General features: G+C 43.4%; 13 protein-coding genes. 6 read left to right on the top strand and 7 right to left on the bottom strand.

Going from position 1 to position 17,460, the window contains the following annotated elements; all coding sequences use genetic code 11:
- Window positions 1-2 precede the first annotated feature (2 nt).
- Entirely contained in the window at window positions 3-953 is a 951-nt protein-coding gene (gene pstC / locus V7K40_RS24865) for a phosphate ABC transporter permease subunit PstC (protein WP_334964458.1), read from the bottom strand.
- Window positions 954-1,136: 183 nt separating this feature from the next.
- On the bottom strand, window positions 1,137-2,318 hold the full coding sequence (gene pstS, locus V7K40_RS24860; RefSeq protein WP_334964456.1) for a phosphate ABC transporter substrate-binding protein PstS: 1,182 nt from the start codon (window positions 2,316-2,318) through the stop codon (window positions 1,137-1,139).
- Between the two features lie 940 nt (window positions 2,319-3,258).
- On the opposite strand from pstS, the gene V7K40_RS24855 reads away from it, so the two are divergent.
- Window positions 3,259-3,846 (top strand): biotin transporter BioY, encoded by a 588-nt coding sequence (locus tag V7K40_RS24855; protein WP_273767337.1) that lies wholly within the window; start codon window positions 3,259-3,261, stop codon window positions 3,844-3,846.
- A 93-nt stretch (window positions 3,847-3,939) separates the two neighbouring features.
- Window positions 3,940-4,416 carry a signal peptidase II gene (lspA, locus tag V7K40_RS24850; protein WP_273767335.1) on the top strand — a complete coding sequence of 159 codons (477 nt, stop codon included), beginning with the start codon at window positions 3,940-3,942 and terminating at the stop codon, window positions 4,414-4,416.
- A 202-nt stretch (window positions 4,417-4,618) separates the two neighbouring features.
- Here lspA and V7K40_RS24845 read toward each other — a convergent pair whose 3' ends face one another.
- Window positions 4,619-5,344, bottom strand: coding sequence for a hypothetical protein (locus V7K40_RS24845; protein WP_334964454.1), 726 nt, complete (start codon window positions 5,342-5,344; stop codon window positions 4,619-4,621).
- Between the two features lie 429 nt (window positions 5,345-5,773).
- Here V7K40_RS24845 and V7K40_RS24840 point away from each other — a divergent pair, with 429 nt between their 5' ends.
- Entirely contained in the window at window positions 5,774-8,044 is a 2,271-nt protein-coding gene (locus tag V7K40_RS24840; protein WP_334964452.1) for a transglycosylase domain-containing protein, read from the top strand.
- 54 nt (window positions 8,045-8,098) lie between these two features.
- On the opposite strand, the gene V7K40_RS24835 is transcribed toward V7K40_RS24840, so the two are convergent.
- Both V7K40_RS24835 and V7K40_RS24830 read right to left on the bottom strand, forming a co-directional pair.
- Window positions 8,099-9,529 carry a DUF4335 domain-containing protein gene (locus tag V7K40_RS24835; RefSeq protein WP_334964450.1) on the bottom strand — a complete coding sequence of 477 codons (1,431 nt, stop codon included), beginning with the start codon at window positions 9,527-9,529 and terminating at the stop codon, window positions 8,099-8,101.
- A complete protein-coding gene (locus tag V7K40_RS24830; RefSeq protein ID WP_334964448.1) occupies window positions 9,526-10,152 on the bottom strand; it encodes a DUF3038 domain-containing protein in 627 nt (208 codons plus the stop codon). Before V7K40_RS24830 ends, V7K40_RS24835 begins: the two co-directional genes overlap by 4 nt.
- A gap of 514 nt (window positions 10,153-10,666) precedes the next feature.
- Between V7K40_RS24830 and V7K40_RS24825 the strand changes: the two genes are divergently transcribed.
- Genes V7K40_RS24825 through V7K40_RS24815 form a run of 3 tightly spaced genes read left to right on the top strand, consistent with a single transcriptional unit; the run spans window position 10,667 to window position 12,576 of the window.
- The gene (locus tag V7K40_RS24825; RefSeq protein WP_334964446.1) at window positions 10,667-11,185 is read left to right on the top strand and encodes an adenine phosphoribosyltransferase; all 519 of its coding nucleotides are present in this window, start codon (window positions 10,667-10,669) and stop codon (window positions 11,183-11,185) included.
- A 32-nt stretch (window positions 11,186-11,217) separates the two neighbouring features.
- Window positions 11,218-12,264 (top strand): ABC transporter permease, encoded by a 1,047-nt coding sequence (locus V7K40_RS24820; RefSeq protein WP_273767324.1) that lies wholly within the window; start codon window positions 11,218-11,220, stop codon window positions 12,262-12,264.
- A gap of 30 nt (window positions 12,265-12,294) precedes the next feature.
- Window positions 12,295-12,576: a hypothetical protein gene (locus V7K40_RS24815; RefSeq protein ID WP_334964444.1), complete on the top strand. Its 282-nt coding sequence runs from the start codon at window positions 12,295-12,297 to the stop codon at window positions 12,574-12,576.
- Between the two features lie 320 nt (window positions 12,577-12,896).
- On the opposite strand, the gene purF is transcribed toward V7K40_RS24815, so the two are convergent.
- Window positions 12,897-14,396 (bottom strand): amidophosphoribosyltransferase, encoded by a 1,500-nt coding sequence (gene purF / locus V7K40_RS24810; RefSeq protein WP_334964442.1) that lies wholly within the window; start codon window positions 14,394-14,396, stop codon window positions 12,897-12,899.
- 369 nt (window positions 14,397-14,765) lie between these two features.
- Window positions 14,766-17,165: a phosphoribosylformylglycinamidine synthase subunit PurL gene (gene purL, locus V7K40_RS24805; RefSeq protein WP_334964440.1), complete on the bottom strand. Its 2,400-nt coding sequence runs from the start codon at window positions 17,163-17,165 to the stop codon at window positions 14,766-14,768.
- Window positions 17,166-17,460 lie beyond the last annotated feature (295 nt).

Genomic DNA, 17,460 nt, shown 5'->3' with positions numbered 1-17,460 from the left:
AGCTACAGTCGCTTGACTCTCAGAACGATAAACTCGGCCATGATATTAACTACCAGGGTCAAGAAGAATAGAACTAAAGCAGCGTACATTAAAGCCGAAACTTGTAAACCACTAGCTTCTGAAAATTGATTTGCTAGTAGAGAAGAAATCGTATTGCCTGGTGCTAGTAATGAGAGACTAATGTTGTTAGAATTACCAATCAACATTGTTACAGCCATTGTTTCTCCCATTGCCCGACCGAGTGCCAACATCACAGCACTAACTATCCCTGAAAAGGCTGCTGGAACCAGAATTTGCAAAATCGTTTCCCATCTGGTTGCTCCTAGTCCTACGGCGGCTTGACGCAAACTGGGGGGTATAGAAATCAAGGCATCGCGTGATAGGGCTGTGATGATGGGCAAAGTCATAATTGCTAATATGACTCCCGCCGGCAACATTCCTGGCCCTGTAGGGGAGGTACTAAAAAATGGTATCCAGCCAAAGTAACTATTGAGCCATTTTCCCAAGTTAGTTAAGATAGGCACTAAAACAAAAATACCCCAGACGCCGTAAACAACGCTGGGAATAGCTGCAAGCAGTTCTACCGCAAAAACCAGTACCAACTTCACTTTTGCGGGTAAAAAATCCTCACTTAGTACGATAGCCGTACCAACCCCAATCGGTACAGCTATCAACAGACCAATAAAAGAACTCAAGAGAGTTCCATAAATTTGAGGTAGCACCCCGTAGCTATCATTAACTGGGTTCCAAGTTGTGTTAGCTAAAAAGCTAGCCCCAAACTTTTGGATGGCAGGCCAAGAAGCAATTGCAACCTGCAAGCCAATCCATAATAAAGTGGCAGCAACCCCAAAGGCGAAAATTTTAGTAAGCCAAATAAAACCCTGATCTAGGGACTTTTCTGCATCAGAGCGATTTTTTGTCGCTGATGAAATGTTTTGAGAATTTGTAGTCATGACTACCGACTTTCACAATTAAATCAGAAGAAAATGTGGGAGGCAACCAGATCAACAAATTGTTGCTTCATCGTCTTTTGAAACTGAGACACTGGTAACACAGAGTTTCAAGTTACGAATGCTTATACTCTAGTAAGCAGCCGACAAATTATTGTCTAGGAATACCTCATGTCTTGACTATGGCTACTTGCTAGCGCTAGCACCACTACCAACAGCAATTTTATACTCTGGACTAATTTGATCGGCAGCAGCAGCCACCTTTGTGATTACGTTTTGAGGTAGAGGAACATATCCTAATGTAGTAGCATGCTTTTGACCATCGGTTAAGGCGTATTCGATCGCAGCTTCAACTGCCTTAGCTTTTGCGGCATTGGGATATTTCTTGTAAGCCAAAATCCAGGTGTAAGTAACAATGGGATAGGAATCAGCGCCTTCTGGATCGGAAATGAAGACGCGGAGATCAGGCGGTAAAGTTGCTGATGCCAGAGTTTTAGAGGCTGACTCCTCACTAGCTACAATAAACTTACCGCCTTTGTTTTCCAAAGCAGCAAACTTGAGACTATTTTGTTTGGCATAGCCGTACTCGACATAACCAATAGAACCTTGCGTTTGTTGAATTTGGGCGGTAACACCCTCATTCCCCTTAGCACCAACTCCCGTAGGCCAGTTGACAGTTTTGCCTTCACCAACTTTAGTCTTCCACTCCGGGCTAATAGCGCTGAGGTGTTTTGTAAACACACCTGTTGTTCCGCTACCATCTGAACGATAAACAACTGTGATTGACAGTTTAGGAAGCTTTGCACCTGGGTTAGCTTTGGCAATTTGGGGATCATCCCAAGACTTGATTTTGCCTAGTAGAATATCGGCGTAAACGGCTCGTGGTAGCTTTAGTTCTGCAACATCTGGCAAGTTGTAAGCTAGCACGATACTACCAGCAGTTACAGGTAGTAAAATAACGCCTCTATCTGCTGGCACCTTCTGGATTTCTTCATCCTTCATGGCAACATCGCTGGCACCAAAGTCTACAGTCCCTTTGATAAATTGCTCAACTCCAGCACCGCTACCAACTGAGGCATAGTCAACTTGCAGATTTGGATATTTTTTATTTAGATCCGTAAACCATGTATCATACAGTGGTGCTGGGAAAGACGCACCAGCCCCGCTTAATTTTATATTTCCACCCAAATCTAATTTGGTTGTACTGGAGGCAGTAGTATCTGTAGCAGTACCAGAAGGAGTATCCTTGGTGGCTGTATTATCTGAGTTTTGCTGTCCGCCACATGCAGCTAGGCTGATTGTCAGTGCTAACACTGAAATTGAACCTGTGAGGCGATGAATTTTCATTACACTAAGACGTGAGGGCATCGCTATCAATTTTGAGTAACTTTGCAGGTGAGCGCTTCTAAGGATACCCCTAAAGAATAATGGTTAAGGTAAAGGTTAGGTTAATAAAGCAAAAAAATGCTTGTTTTTTTTTGATGAAGAACAAACACTCGTTTCTACTTTTGCTTGATAAAATTAATACTGCTCCTTTAGTCACCCCTTACAAAGAGTACCACAGTAATTTTGTTACAGATATTTACAAAACCCTATTAATAGTGTAAATTTATTGGTCAAGTCATAAAAAAATATGTAAATGTGGTATTATTGCAAACTTAATAAATTTGGGAATTTATGAAATTTGTTTCTGCTTATCAGCCTAAACAGACTTAAAGTCATAACTAAACAATCCAAGTTTAGCCAGTGAAATTATTGTTTAGAGAAAGCAGAAAAAATAATAAATTGCCTATTTTTATGGAGAGTAGGCGGGGCGATCGCTAAAAAATAGTGAATTAAGGAATTATCTTTAACACTTTGTAGCATAATTTGGCGCTGAATCTAAAAACTTAGTTTAAATCCTAAATTTTGCTAATTTGAACACCTATTAGGTCAAATACCATAATCAGACTACGCTTCAGTCAATAAAATTACAGCTATAGACACCTAACATAATTCGCAGAACTGAAAAGTTACATACCAAAAAGACAAAAAAAATATGCTAATTCTTAGAGGATGTTTGAAAAGTCGTAGAGTATACCAAAAACCTCACTTCCATTCCTCTAACAGAAGTGGAGAGAAGCTTTTAAATCCCCATTCCCTTGTAGGGAAGGCTTGCTCGCGGGGTTAGGTTTCTGAAGTTTTGATGTTAGCAATGATACTTTTGAAGCATCCTCTTAGAGGTGTCAGCACAAATTTCATTTCAATGCTAATGAACATATTAGTTGCTGTTGGTTTTCTCTTTTGCCTTTCCCCGGTTGCCTAATAAATGTTTGCTGCTTCCAATCAATTACTATGGTCGATGATTGGCTTACTCCTGACAATGGGTGGTACCTTCCTAGAAGCTTATGGCATCACCTTACCTTGGAATTGGAGTAAGCACGGAATTCAGACTTTTTCTTTAGGTGTCACTTTTCAAATTGGCGCAGTACTGTTGGTGGGTTGTTTAGGGGGCAAAAATGCCGGTGCCCTCTCGCAAATTGCCTATTTAGTGATGGGGTTAACTTTATTACCTGTATTTGCCGATGGTGGTGGTCTTGGTTATGTTAAGCTATCTCAGTTTGGTTATCTACTAGGCTTTATTCCTGGAGCTTGGATTTGTGGTTTCTTCGCCTTTAAAGCTAGACCTCGACTAGAAACTCTCGCCTTTAGTTGCATCTGTGGCTTATTAACTCTCCACCTATGGGGTATTACTTATTTAATTATTAGCTATATTTTTCAGTGGAAAGGTACAGAAAATCTACCATTAATGCAAGCAATCCTCAGATACTCCTGGTTTGCACTACCAGGGCAATTAAGTGTAGTCTGTGCCGTTACCGTAATAGCATATGTATTGCGTCACTTAATGTTTTATTAGTTATGGAGGGGCTAGAAATTTAAAATTCTTCTAATCCCTATACCCTACTGCTTAGTCCCTAGTCCCTAATCCTAGTCCCTAGCCCCTAGTTTCATGCGTTTAAAAAATCGCCTTTTCTGGATCGCTGCCTTCATAGCTTTTTTCTTAGACCAAATAACAAAATACTGGGTGGTGCAAACCTTTAGCTTGGGGCAGACACTACCACTTTTACCTGGGATATTTCACTTCACCTATGTCACTAACACTGGTGCCGCTTTTAGTCTGTTAAGTGGGAAAGTAGAGTGGTTGCGCTGGCTATCTTTAGGAGTGAGTTTAGTATTGATAGCCTTAGCCTTATTTAGTCCGATGTTAAATTTGTGGGATCAGTTGGGCTATGGCTTGATTTTAGGTGGAGCTATGGGCAACGGTATTGATCGCTTTGTTTTAGGCTATGTCGTTGATTTTCTTGATTTTCGCCTGATTAACTTTGCAGTATTTAATGTGGCAGATTCATTTATTAGTATTGGTATTGTTTGCCTGTTAATTGCTTCCTTGCAAAAAACACCGACTTCAACTGGCAGGCCTCATTAAACTATTAAGCCTGGGATGATTAATCCCAGGCTATTGATTACAAAAATCCTTGCTCAGTCCTATATGCCAAGACTTTATCTATAGGTTCCAGCAATTATGATTTGTCATCTTACACCAGTTCCCATAACTGGTGCAAGAGGTCAAGATGCAGCGGCGATCGCTAATGACAAACTAGTATTCAGATTATGCCCCAGATTTTAATTTAATTGCCTGTGGTAGGAGTTTTTGGCGAACTTGGAGTACTGGGAGAGTTTCCTGGTTCGGTAGTGCTGCCAGGAGTACCAGACTCAGGTGGAGTTGTTGAGCTTCCTGGTTCGGGATTTATGTCAGTAGTGCCAGACTCAGGTGAAGTTGGGTTTCCTGGTACGGTACTGCTGCCAGGAGTACTAGGTTCAGGTGGGGTAACGCTTCCTGGTGCTGGAGTTAAGTTGCTAGGAGCGCCAGGTTGAGCTGGGGTAACGGTTCCTGGTTCGGTAGGGCTGCCAGGAGCGCCAGGTTCAGATGGGGTAACGGTTCCTGATCCTGGAGTTATGTTACCAGGTTCAGATGGGGTAACGGTTCCTGATCCTGGAGTGGTTTCGGGAGTGCTAGATCCAGGTGGTGTTTTGGTTCCTGGTCTGGTTCCTGGTGCAGTTGTACTATCTGGAGTAGTAGTGGTGCTACTGGGCGTGGTTTCTGCTGGAGCTGTAGTGCTACTAGGAGCGCTACCAGGGACGACTGCTGTGCCGCCAGGACAGCGGGAGTTGAGCGGAAAATACTCACACAGAATTTTCATCCCTTCTGGCGACATCTTGATTTCCGTTGGTGCACTAGTAGAGTCGCTACTGGATTGGGCTATGGGGGATTTACTAGATTCGGCTACGGCAATATTAGTGGTGAGAGCCAAAGATAGAGCTGTACCAATCAGGCTCAGAGATTTTCCCATCATTCTAAAATTAACCTCAACGGAACACTCGGCCTATTAAAACAGACAATAAGATTTAGAAAATCTTCCTAAATGAAGATATTTAGGTTTGTTTCAGAATATGTGGATATGTAAAATCGGTAAAAATTAAATCTGTTATTTTTTAATAACTAGTGTTTAAAAATACAAAATAAAAAAATATGTTTGTAGTTATTGAACTAGTAATAGTAGATAAAACAAGTCTTTGAGAATAGATAAAAAATTTATGCCTCTGGAAATAAGTGATAAAAATAACAAATTACTTATAAATATAAAGTAAAATTAAGTATAAAATAGAGCAAAAAGTTACGTATAGCTAATTTATGCTTTGGCTTATGAGTAAAATGATGAAAGACTAACATCTAAATTGTAATTCGCCCGATTCTTCACTAAAAAGTGTGATGTGAATAGCCGATGAGTTCACCCCAACCCCCTCACAAGCCACAAACGTTACTAGGTCAACTGACTCAAGCAGTACATACGATTCAAGCTAGGGTCGATTTTTCCAAATTGGCGCTCAAGCCTAATGCCAAGGTACCGGAACTTTGGGTGCAGGATGCGGGGGCGGATAAGGCAGAGGTATATCCACTGTTGGGCGATCGCTATATTTTAGGTCGTAGCTCTAAATCCAGCGATATCGTCATCCGTAACCCTGTTGTCAGCCAAATTCACCTATCGCTATCGCGGAATTCTACTCAGCGCACACCAGTTTTCATTATCAAAGACGAAAACTCCACCAATGGCATTTATCGTGGTAAGCGTCGTGTCAATTCTCTGGAACTGCGTCACGGCGATATTTTCACGCTGGGTCCCCCAGAACTTGCCGCTTCTGTGCGGCTGCAATACGTCGATCCACCAGCCTGGTATGTCAAAGCTGCAAGTTGGACAGCTTATGGTGTCGGTGGTGTCAGTGCCCTGTTAGCGTTAGTGATTGGCGTTGAATGGCTAAAATTTTCAGTTAAACCTTTACCTACAGCTACACGCGCCCCAGTAGTTGTTTACGCTCGTGATGGAGCCACCCCGCTAAGAGAGCCTCGAACTATCTCTCACGTAGATATAAAGCGATTAGAGGAATTTGGCCGTTATTTGCCTGCTGCGGTGGTGGCTTCAGAGGATAGTCGTTATTACTGGCACTTTGGTGTTGACCCTCTGGGGATTTTACGAGCAGTGTTGATCAATAGCCGTAGCGGAGATGTGCAACAAGGAGCCAGCACTGTTACCCAGCAAGTTGCCCGCAGTTTGTTCCGCGAGTATGTAGGCAGACAGGATACCCTTGGACGCAAATTGCGGGAGGCAGTTGTCGCCCTGAAGTTAGAAACCTTTTACAGCAAAGATGAAATTTTGCTGATGTACTTAAATCGGGTTTTTTTGGGGGGAGATACCTCTGGCTTTGAAGATGCATCCCGGTATTACTTTGAGAAGTCGGCTAAACAATTAACTTTGGCAGAAGCAGCAACATTGGTAGGAATTTTACCAGCTCCTAACGCTTTCGATTTTTGTGGGGATGGGCCAAATAAGCTAGAAGCAGCTGAATACCGGAATCGCGTAATTAAGCGGTTACTGGAGATGGGCAAAATTAAACCTGAAGATGCGAACCGAGCCAGACGCTCCACTGTCCAAGTTAGTCCTAAAGTTTGTGAGCAGCAAGCTAAAACGATCGCTCCTTATTTTTACAGTTACGTCTTCTCTGAACTTGAATCAATCTTGGGGGAGGGAGCTGCAAAAGAAGGGAATTATATCATTGAAACCCAGCTTGATCCAGCGATTCAGAGCAAAGCAGAATCAGCGTTGCGAAATTCAGTCAACAATGGTGGTAGAAGTTTTAATTTTTCTCAAGGGGCGCTGGTCACCCTTGACTCCAGTACTGGCAGCATTTTGGCAATGGTGGGGGGGACTGATTACAAAAAAAGTCAGTTCAATCGCGCTGTTCAAGCCAAAAGACAACCAGGTTCTACCTTTAAAATCTTTACTTATACGGCCGCTATTCAACAGGGGATTCCAGCATCCAAGAGTTATTCTTGCGCTCCTTTAACTTGGCAAGGCTTTACTTACAAACCCTGTCGTGCTGGTGCTGACACTAGTTTAGATATTGCCACGGGGCTGGCTCTTTCAGAAAATCCCATCGCCCTACGAGTTGCCAGAGAAATCGGGCTGGATAAAGTGGTGGCAATGGCGCAGCGTTTGGGAATAAAGTCAACCCTTGATCCGGTTCCTGGATTGGTATTAGGTCAAAGTGTCGTCAATGTTTTGGAAATGACTGGTGCTTTTGGCGCTATTGGCAATCGTGGCGTGTCAAATCCTCCCCATGCGATTAATCGAATTTTAGATAGTGGTGATTGCCGTGATCGCAATGATATCAAAACCTGTCGTGTCATCTACTCCTTCGACCAAAATACAGATGCCAACAAACGAGTACTGCCAAATGGTGTAGCCGATGAAATGACTAGTTTGATGCGCGGCGTCATCACAAGAGGTACTGGTCGTAGTGCTGCCATTGGACTGGGAGAAGCTGGGAAAACAGGCACGACTGATAAAAACGTTGACTTATGGTTCATAGGTTTTATCCCCAGTCGGCGGCTAGTAACTGGTGTTTGGCTGGGAAACGACAATAATTCCCCTACATCTGGTAGCAGTGCTCAAGCAGCTCAGTTGTGGGGAAATTATATGCAAAGAATTACTCGGTAAACGGGTATAGGGCATTGGGCACTTGTACTGAGCTAACTCAGTACAAGTGCCCAATTACTGATATCCCTGCCAAGGCATAACTTCAAGTTTGCCGCTAGGCTTGAATATCACTTGGAAGTGAGCGAGAGGTTCTTTATTGTTGGGAGCTGCTACATTGGAACCGTAAATAGCGTTGAACATCTTCGGAAGGGGTGTTTCTCGAAAATAATCAAAGGCGACTTGGTTAAGTGGTTCATAGTCAGCAATTACACCATCGTTGTTGACTGCTACCCGGTATTTCAAATCTCGCGTAAAGGTGGGGGTACCACTCCAGGTTTGGCGAACTGTACTATAAAGCTTTTGGTTTAAACCTTTGACTATATTAGAGTCAGTAATTTTTGCACCCACTACCTCTGGCGTCCTCGCATATCCTCGCCAAGGGCTAACTTCTAGCACACCTTGTGTATTAAATACTACTCGAAATTGGGCGATTGGTTCATTGGAAATAGGAGCGCGGTTAGCTGGATTGTAAAGTACGTTAGGCAGAGGAGTTTGACCTACTCCTAGATTCGCCTCTTTGTTCACTGCTTTATAACCGACGATCGCTCCATCTGCGGCTACACCTAGACGATAGATCAAATCCTGTTGCAATCCTGAGCGATTAGTCCAAGCTGGATGAATTTGGTTGTACACTTGACGATTCAATGCACGCAGTTGGGATGGATCAGTAATTTCTGGAACTGTATTTAAAAGTGCTTCTAAATCTTTAACTGCCGGCTTTGCATTAGCTGTAGGCTTTGATGTGGGCGTTGCAGCAGCTATGGGAGTTACAGCAGCTGATGCTGGAGGAGTGATATTGTTTATTCTAGAGCTACTTTGCTCATCTGGTTTAGGCTGCGGTGGACGCATTTGGGGAGGTGGAATCAAGTTAAAGGCGATCGCTGCTACTGCTAAACTTGACACACCCACAGCAGCAGGAACAGCCTGTCTGATTAAAGCTTGACTAGCACCGCCATAACGTCTGGTAACTGGTTGTAGTTCTAAGGAAAGCTCAGGTAAAGTTTGGCTATCAGCAAAAAACTGATCCACTGCTTCGACTAAATCAAACAACTGCACTGTATTCAAATCTATTTCAATCGGCGGACGTTTGGAATTGTTAGAGTGCTCGAACCCCTCTGGAGCACCTTCTGAATATATAATTAACCTGTGTCGGTTGCTGTCAACTTTTTGAAACTCAACTAGCTCCGATTCCTGGTTATGTGCTTGCGGATTGGGTACACTACTTAAAAATTCTTGGGCATAGCCACTAACAGCCCTCACCAAACTTTCAAAAAATTCCCGCCCTCCCGTTAGGGGTTGATTATAACCAGATAAATAGCATTCTGCATTTACCAATATTGATAATTCCGGGCGCATTTCCTGGAAGTGTGCAACCCTACTGAGATCACTTAACCCTTCTAAAAGGAGTGTACAATTAGGTAGACTGTACTTACGTTGAATATTCATTCTACTTCACCGTCAAAAAGACTAATCCAGAACCGCTGCATTCCAGCTGTACCAGTACAAAATAGTAATTGTCCTAACAAATTTATTGCTAGCTGATCTAATTTTTCATCAGAACTTAATGCCAGTACACCGGAACGTCGAGCATTCATCCGGCTTTTAAAATGCGCTCTAAACCGTTCTAAGTAATTAGATAGACGCAAATTCTGTTCTAATGGAATCTGCTTTTCCTCCATTTGTTGACATATCATTAATAACTGGCGGATGACAACAGTTAAACGTCGCGCTATGTAGCAAGCAATGACCACCAGAGCTTTTGCTTCCATGATAGTTAAAGGACGGCGCATATGCGCTCTTCGTAGCGGGTTAGAGCTACGCATCCGCCATAAATTCACCCTGTCTTTAACAATTCCTTTAAGATCCAACTCTTGAGCAAAAGTTAGGATTGCTTCAGAACCACCAAGCTCTAAAGCTTCAATTGCCAATAAAATTAGGTCAATTTGCAACCGCGTTCTCCGAGGACACGTCTTGGAAGCGATCGCAGGATCTGGTAAAGTGTCCAGAATCATCGGCAGTGATTCTTGGGTTGAACTGTTGAACGGCGTTAAACTTGCTGAGACATTCATTCTATAAATACCTTGTGCGGTTCTAACAGACTAAGTAAAACAAATTTAAAATTGGTAGCCAAGACTTGAACATTAGACTTGTAGTAGTATGACTACCTGATATATACATTACTTAACTCTTTCTACTCAAAGTTTTCCCTATATTGAAATCAAAGTTTTAAAACATAAATTAATTCACCTCATTTATTAGTGCAATACCTTTTCTAGCTTGGTTTAGATTCTAATTATCGTCAATCAAGGGTGAAGCTTCAGCCTCGACCCCCAGCGTATGACATTATAGTGTACGATTTTTCAGGTATCTGAAATTGAAGATTGGGGAGCCATTGCGTTGCCGGAGTTCTTGCGGTTGTTTGCGTTGGCAAAGCCTCTCTAAGAGTTGCGTCTTTGAACAGGAGAAGCAAGTGGCGTCATTGGGCATTTGTCAAGAATCAATAGTTCTTTCTTTCCCTGCAACGCCAGATCCCTCACTCCTCTACTCTCCATCCCCCATGTCCCATTCCCCAATCCCTATTTTATGGATTTGAAGTCTCTCGTTCGTGACATCCCAGATTTCCCCAAGCCCGGAATTTTATTTCGGGATATTACTACGCTGCTGCGCGATCCAGAGGGACTGCGCTATACTATTGACTTTTTAACACAAAAATGCAATGAAGCTGGGATCAAGACGGATTATGTCATTGGTATGGAGTCGAGGGGATTCATTTTTGGCTCACCTTTGGCTTATAAATTAGGAGCTGGTTTTATTCCTGTCCGCAAAAGAGGGAAGTTACCAGCAGCGGTTCACTCAATTGAATATCAACTAGAGTATGGTACAGACTGCTTGGAAGTGCATCAAGACGCTTTACACCAAGGTAACCGAGTTTTAATTGTGGACGATTTGATTGCTACGGGTGGTACTGCGAGTGCAACAGCAAAATTAGTGCAGAAAATTGGCTGCGAACTAGTAGGGTTTGGGTTTATTATCGAGCTACGGGATTTAGAAGGGCGTAAATATTTGCCGGACGTACCGATTATCTCTCTGATTGAATATTAGTCATTGGTCATTAGATAAAGGACAAAGGACAAATGACATCTACGAGAATTTCCTTGGAGACAGGTCGGGATTGGCTAATCAGGCTAGTCACAAGCGAAACTTTTATTTATGTGGCAAAACGGGTATTGCAAGCACTACTGACTTTGTTTTTGGCGTCAGCGTTGTCGTTTTTCATTATTCAACTCGCTCCAGGGGATTATGTAGATACGCTGCGGCAAAACCCGAAGATATCTCCAGAGAGAATTGAGGAAATAAAGCGGCAGTTTGGTCTGGATAAGTCTTGGCCAGAGCAATTTTGGCTATGGCTATGGCGAATCTTGACAAAAGGGGATTTTGGCACGAGTTTTATTTATCAACGTTCAGTGGCATCGCTGTTGTGGGAACGGGTACCAGCGACTTTGCTATTAGCGATCGCATCTTTAATTGTCACATGGGCGATCGCTATTCCTTTAGGGATTTTTGCTGCTGTTAATCAAAATAAGCTATCAGACCGAATTTTACAGGTGATTAGCTACGCCGGACAAGGCTTTCCCAGTTTCATCACTGTCTTAGCGCTGCTGGTTTTAGCCCAACTCACCTCGCCTTTATTCCCAGTGGGTAGTATGACTAGCATTAATCACTCAGAACTGACGTGGTTTGGCAGAATCTTAGATGTCGGCTGGCACATGATTTTACCCACGATCGCCCTCTCAATTACTAGTTTTGCTGGTTTACAACGCATCACTCGCGGCGAATTATTAGATGTTCTGCGTCAAGATTATATCCAAACGGCTCGTGCCAAAGGACTGCCAGAAAACCGCGTTATCTACGTTCATGCACTCCGCAATGCGATAAATCCTTTGATTACCTTATTGGGTTTTGAATTAGCTAATTTATTAAGCGGTGCCTTCATTGCGGAATATTTTTTCAACTGGCCCGGTTTAGGGAGATTGTCTCTACAGGCTTTACAAGCTCAAGATTTATATTTGTTAATGGCAAGCTTGGTAATGGGCGCAGTGTTGCTGATTGCTGGTAATTTAATCGCCGATTTAATGTTAAAAGCCGCCGATCCTCGCATTCGCTTAGAAAATCTCAATTAGTCATTCCCCATTTCTTTCCATCTCATCTCCATGCTGTCCGAAGTCTATTACTTGGTGCGCTCAAAAACTGACGGTAATTATCTCATAGCTCGTCCTGACACCGAAACATCAGGTTATTTATTGCTGTTTAAGGAAAACTTTGATGCCCTTAGCTATCTCAACACCCATGCGGCAGAAGTAGCAAATCGCTTTGCTGTAGAATCTATTGCGCGTACACAGTTGGGAAACTTGCTCAAACGCTGGGGTTTTAGCGGTGTGGGTATTGTAACTAACCCGTTATTGCCCAAGGTTGAGTTTTTGCAGCACAGTTAAATTTATGGATTAGCGTAAACGCTTCTTTGGCTTGTCGTCAGACATCGCTTGCTAATTTGTTTAAGTAAATAATTGTGCGATCGCCGAGTAGCCTCTCGTAGACATCGCGCAATTAAAAGTAGTTTTGCCAATAATAAGAAATTACGGCAATTTTGCCAATTTGTGTTATGTAAATAAGAATGCGATCGCACAAGTAAAATCAGGCAATATGGGTGAATTCAATTCATCACCATTGAACAACCCTGAGATTGACAGCATTTATTTAGCCCGCGCAGGCGGGCTTGGTTTGTCTAGCCGCAGACTTCAGTCTGTTGAAGCCTTTACACTACTACCTTTTCTAAACTCAACTTAGAACGCTTCACTTGCTCAGGAATCGCCACGGGATAATCTCCGGTGAAGCAGGCAGAACAGAAACTATTGGTGTCTTCTCCTGTCGCTTCTAGCATTCCCTCCCAACTGAGATAGGCGAGGCTGTCTACTTCTAGTTGCTTGGCAATTTCTGCTACTGACTTGGTAGCAGCAATCAGCTGATCCTGAGAATCAGTATCAATGCCATAGAAGCAGGGATGAGTTACAGGTGGGGAGGAGATTCGCATATGTACCTCTACTGCACCTGCATCACGTAAGGTTTTGACTAGTTTACGGCTGGTAGTACCCCGGACAATCGAGTCGTCTACGATGATCACTCGTTTACCCGCCAGCACATCTTTGAGGGGGTTGAGTTTCATGCGGATACCTGACTCGCGCATGGTTTGTGTTGGCTGAATAAAGGTTCGTCCAACATAGCGATTTTTAATCAGTCCTTCAGCGTAAGCTACACCAGAAGCTTGGGAAAATCCGATGGCAGCAGGGATACCAGAATCAGGAACACCAAAGACAATATCGGCATCTACAAAGGATTCTTTAGCTAGTTGATGTCCTAACCGCATCCGATAGCTGTACAAACTCTCGTTGTGCATGACGCTATCAGGGCGGGCAAAGTAAATCATTTCAAAGATACACAATTTCCGCTGGGGCTGTTGACTCCAATGATAGGAAGCCAAACCTTCTTCAGTAATCCAAACTAATTCACCTGGTTCTACGTCTCGCAGGTATTCGGCTCCAATGATATCTAAACCACAAGTCTCCGAAGCCAAAACGTAACGGACTGGATTACCTGCTAAAGTCCCAATTACTAGGGGGCGAATGCCATTAGGGTCACGGACACCCATAACGCCATTAGGAGTGCCAATAACTAAACTAAAGGCTCCTTGGCAACGATGAAATGCCTGAATTGCACCTTCTAGCCAATCTGCACCAGCATTTATCGCTTCTGCGATCGCAAAAGCGATCATTTCTGAGTCTGTTGTTGTGACTAAGTTGTATTTTTTTTCAAGCAACTCTTGACGTAATTGCACTGTATTGACTAAATTGCCATTATGTGCTAAGGCTAATGACCCTAAACGGGTTTCCAGCACTGCGGGTTGGGCATTAACTTTGCGGCTAGAACCTGTGGTGGAATAACGAGTGTGACCAACAGCAAGGCTACCAGGCAATTGCTCTAAGATGGATTCATTGAAAACTTGAGACACCAAGCCCATATCTTTGTAAAGATGTACTTGTGTACCCTCAAAGGTGGCAATACCGGCTGATTCTTGACCCCGATGCTGGAGGGCATACAATCCAAAGTAGGTCAGTTTAGCAACGTCTTCTGCTGGTGCGTAGATGCCAAAAACACCACAAGCTTCTTCTGGCTTGTCAGGCTGATTTTCATGACTATTGATTGGGTTGTTGGTCTGCTTGGGGTATTCATCCGAAGTGGCAGAATGAATAGAAATCATGCTAGCTTTGCTCCTGGTGGGGGGGTCAATCAATTTTGGATTTGAGATTTACAATTTTGGATTGACCGCACCCTAGTAGGAATGCGGCTTGAGATTTGAGAGTGGCTATTTTTAAATTTGTTTTGCTCACTAGGAGTAAGACATGAACCAGAAGAAACACCCCCAATCCAAAATCTAAAATTCAAAATCTAAAATCGGTAGTCAAGTCACTGGGATTATATAGATGGTAGCGAAGTCTTAACAAATCTTTAACCATCCATTAAAACAGTACCGTAATTATGCTCAGGGATGCTAATAAAAGAGTGAGGAGTGAGGAATGAAGAGTTATGCTTTTTATTCCTAACTCCTAACTTTCAACTCCTAACATCTTTAACTGTGAGTAGTAGTGTGGATGGCGAGACGTTTGGCGATCGCATGGGAATAGCGATCATTCATATCTTCGATCCTAACTTTGATTAAGGCTTGATTATCAGTGGTGAAAACCCCCAAACCCGTCTCAAAATTACCAACTATACCCAGTTTTTGCCATTCTTGATCCAGATGTTCCTGTAAGTATGATTCCCAAATTTCTTGTTGTTCTGATGCTACAGAAACTAAAATCCTGGCACCGCCTTCGGCAAACAGCACCTCATCAACACGAGGTAGTGACTGGGTTGGTGCTATTTCTAAATTGATTTCAGTGCCAAGGTTGCCAGCAATACAACATTCGGCTAGAGCGATCGCCACCCCTCCCTCAGCACAATCATGGGCTGAACGGACCCAACCATTACGAATTCCTTCACGACAAACTTTCTGGACGCAGCGTTCCAAGTTAAAATCTACCCGTGGCGGCTTTCCGGCAACAGTACTGTGGATAGTGGCTAAATACTCAGATGCTCCCAAACTGATTTTGGATGCCAGAGGCAATCCGAGAAGATAAATCACATCCCCCGATGCTTGCCAACCTTGACCACAAATTTTGGTTATATCGGGAATCAAGCCTACCATACCCACAACAGGAGTAGGATAAATGGGTTGTGGAATACCTTGGGAATCGAGGGTTTCATTGTACAAAGAGACATTTCCACCTGTGACGGGTGTTGCCAATTCTCGACAAGCTTCTGCCAAACCGTGACAAGCTTCTGCCAATTGCCAGTAACCAATCGGTTTTTCTGGAGAGCCAAAATTAAGATTATCCGTTACCGCCAGAGGTTCTGCACCCACACAGCTAAGATTGCGTGCAGCTTCTGCCACCACTGCCTTAGCTCCCTCGTAAGGATCAAGATAAACATAACGAGGATTACAATCTACTGTTGCTGCCACCCCTAATTTTAGATTTGGGACTTCGGCTTCGCTCAGTCGAACGATTTTGGATTTTAGATTAGGGACTTGTTCAAGTGGGCGTAAGCGCACCACAGCTGCATCTGCACCACCTGGTAGTATTACTGTATTATTTTGTACTTGATGATCATACTGACGATATACCCAGTTTTTAGAGGCGATCGTGGGTGTATCGAGCAAAGTTAAGAGAATATCATTCCAAGTTTGCAGGCGTCCTTGGAGTTCTATTCCAGCAGTTGTGCAAGGAGGTAAGGAATCAGAAGTCCATTCCCAAGCTTGACGGGCATATTCTGGAGGTTCTGTCAATAAATCCCGGTAATATAATGGGGTATTTTCTGCCAAAGCTTCAGCGGGAATTTCTGCTGCTACTTCACCCTGGAAGAGAATCCGCACGATGGGTTCAGCAATTACTGTACCGGCAACAACAGCATGAAGTCCCCAACGGTGGAAAATGTCGATTAATTCTTGCTCACGCCCTTTATGGGCAACGAACAGCATCCGTTCTTGAGATTCCGAAAGCAAATATTCATAGGGAACCATCCCTGTTTCTCTTGCGGGAATCTTATCTAAATCTAGTTCAATTCCCACACCGCCTTTTGCCGCCATCTCTGAGGTAGAACAGGTGATCCCGGCTGCTCCCATATCCTGGGCGGCGACAACTGCACCTGTTTTAAATGCCTCCAGACAAGCTTCAATTAACGACTTTTCCAAAAAGGGGTCGCCTACTTGCACAGCAGGACGGTCATCCATTGACTGTTCGCTCAATTCTGCACTGGCAAAACTTGCGCCTCCCATACCATCGCGTCCTGTGGTGGAACCCACATACAACACAGGGTTACCTAAGCCAGATGCCCCAGATTTGACAATTTCTAGCGTTTCCATCAACCCCAGCGCCATAACGTTCACCAGAGGATTACCAGAATAAGCAGGATCAAAGTAAACTTCGCCACCAACGGTGGGCACTCCCACACAGTTGCCATAATGGGCAATTCCTGCAATTACACCAATAAATAACCTTTGGGTTTTAGCATCTTCGAGGGAACCAAAGCGCAGTGAGTTCAATATCGCAATCGGACGCGCACCCATTGTAAAAATATCTCTGAGAATGCCTCCTACTCCCGTTGCCGCTCCCTGAAAGGGTTCGACAGCTGAAGGGTGATTGTGGGATTCAATCTTAAAGGCTAGTTGCAGTCCGTCACCCAAATCTACAACCCCAGCATTTTCACCAGGTCCTACAAGGATGCGGGACCCTTCGGTAGGAAACTGTTTGAGTAAAGGTCGAGAATTTTTGTAACAGCAATGCTCTGACCACATTACGCCAAACATTCCCAGTTCAGCTTTGTTGGGATGACGCCCTAAGCGACGGACAATTTCTGTGTATTCTTCTGGTTTTATACCTTCAGCAGCGATTTCTTGGGGGGAAAAGGGAGCAGGAGATGTGGCAGTCATGGAAATAATGCACCAATTGTACAGAGCATTATTCTATCGATTTACTTGACCTCTAAATGCAGATATAGGATTGTTCATCGCTAGATGCTACAGATCGGCTGAATAAATAAATCTACTTGGGGACTTCCAAAGAATAATTTATCGAATAAGTAAGAGTACAACACCGATCAAATATCTGTTTTAGCGAAAGTCTGTGGATGCCATACCCCTACAATTTGGGTCTTTTTTTAATTGGAAGTCCCTAAAGATAAATATTGCAATACGTCTAAAGATAGATTGTATTAAATCCTAAAAT

This window comes from Nostoc sp. (assembly GCF_036917195.1).
Classification (GTDB): Bacteria; Cyanobacteriota; Cyanobacteriia; order Cyanobacteriales; family Nostocaceae; genus Nostoc.
The sequence above is the reverse complement of the archived record's forward strand: the minus strand, read 5'-3'. Positions and strand labels throughout refer to the sequence as shown.

What these genes read in the sequence shown, in the direction of transcription:
- pstC (WP_334964458.1), bottom strand. Translation starts at nt 953, where the DNA reads ATGACTACAAATTCTCAAAACATTTCATCAGCGACAAAAAATCGCTCT.
- pstS (WP_334964456.1), bottom strand. Translation starts at nt 2,318, where the DNA reads ATGCCCTCACGTCTTAGTGTAATGAAAATTCATCGCCTCACAGGTTCA.
- V7K40_RS24855 (WP_273767337.1), top strand. Translation starts at nt 3,259, where the DNA reads ATGTTTGCTGCTTCCAATCAATTACTATGGTCGATGATTGGCTTACTC.
- lspA (WP_273767335.1), top strand. Translation starts at nt 3,940, where the DNA reads ATGCGTTTAAAAAATCGCCTTTTCTGGATCGCTGCCTTCATAGCTTTT.
- V7K40_RS24845 (WP_334964454.1), bottom strand. Translation starts at nt 5,344, where the DNA reads ATGATGGGAAAATCTCTGAGCCTGATTGGTACAGCTCTATCTTTGGCT.
- V7K40_RS24840 (WP_334964452.1), top strand. Translation starts at nt 5,774, where the DNA reads ATGAGTTCACCCCAACCCCCTCACAAGCCACAAACGTTACTAGGTCAA.
- V7K40_RS24835 (WP_334964450.1), bottom strand. Translation starts at nt 9,529, where the DNA reads ATGAATATTCAACGTAAGTACAGTCTACCTAATTGTACACTCCTTTTA.
- V7K40_RS24830 (WP_334964448.1), bottom strand. Translation starts at nt 10,152, where the DNA reads ATGAATGTCTCAGCAAGTTTAACGCCGTTCAACAGTTCAACCCAAGAA.
- V7K40_RS24825 (WP_334964446.1), top strand. Translation starts at nt 10,667, where the DNA reads ATGGATTTGAAGTCTCTCGTTCGTGACATCCCAGATTTCCCCAAGCCC.
- V7K40_RS24820 (WP_273767324.1), top strand. Translation starts at nt 11,218, where the DNA reads ATGACATCTACGAGAATTTCCTTGGAGACAGGTCGGGATTGGCTAATC.
- V7K40_RS24815 (WP_334964444.1), top strand. Translation starts at nt 12,295, where the DNA reads ATGCTGTCCGAAGTCTATTACTTGGTGCGCTCAAAAACTGACGGTAAT.
- purF (WP_334964442.1), bottom strand. Translation starts at nt 14,396, where the DNA reads ATGATTTCTATTCATTCTGCCACTTCGGATGAATACCCCAAGCAGACC.
- purL (WP_334964440.1), bottom strand. Translation starts at nt 17,165, where the DNA reads ATGACTGCCACATCTCCTGCTCCCTTTTCCCCCCAAGAAATCGCTGCT.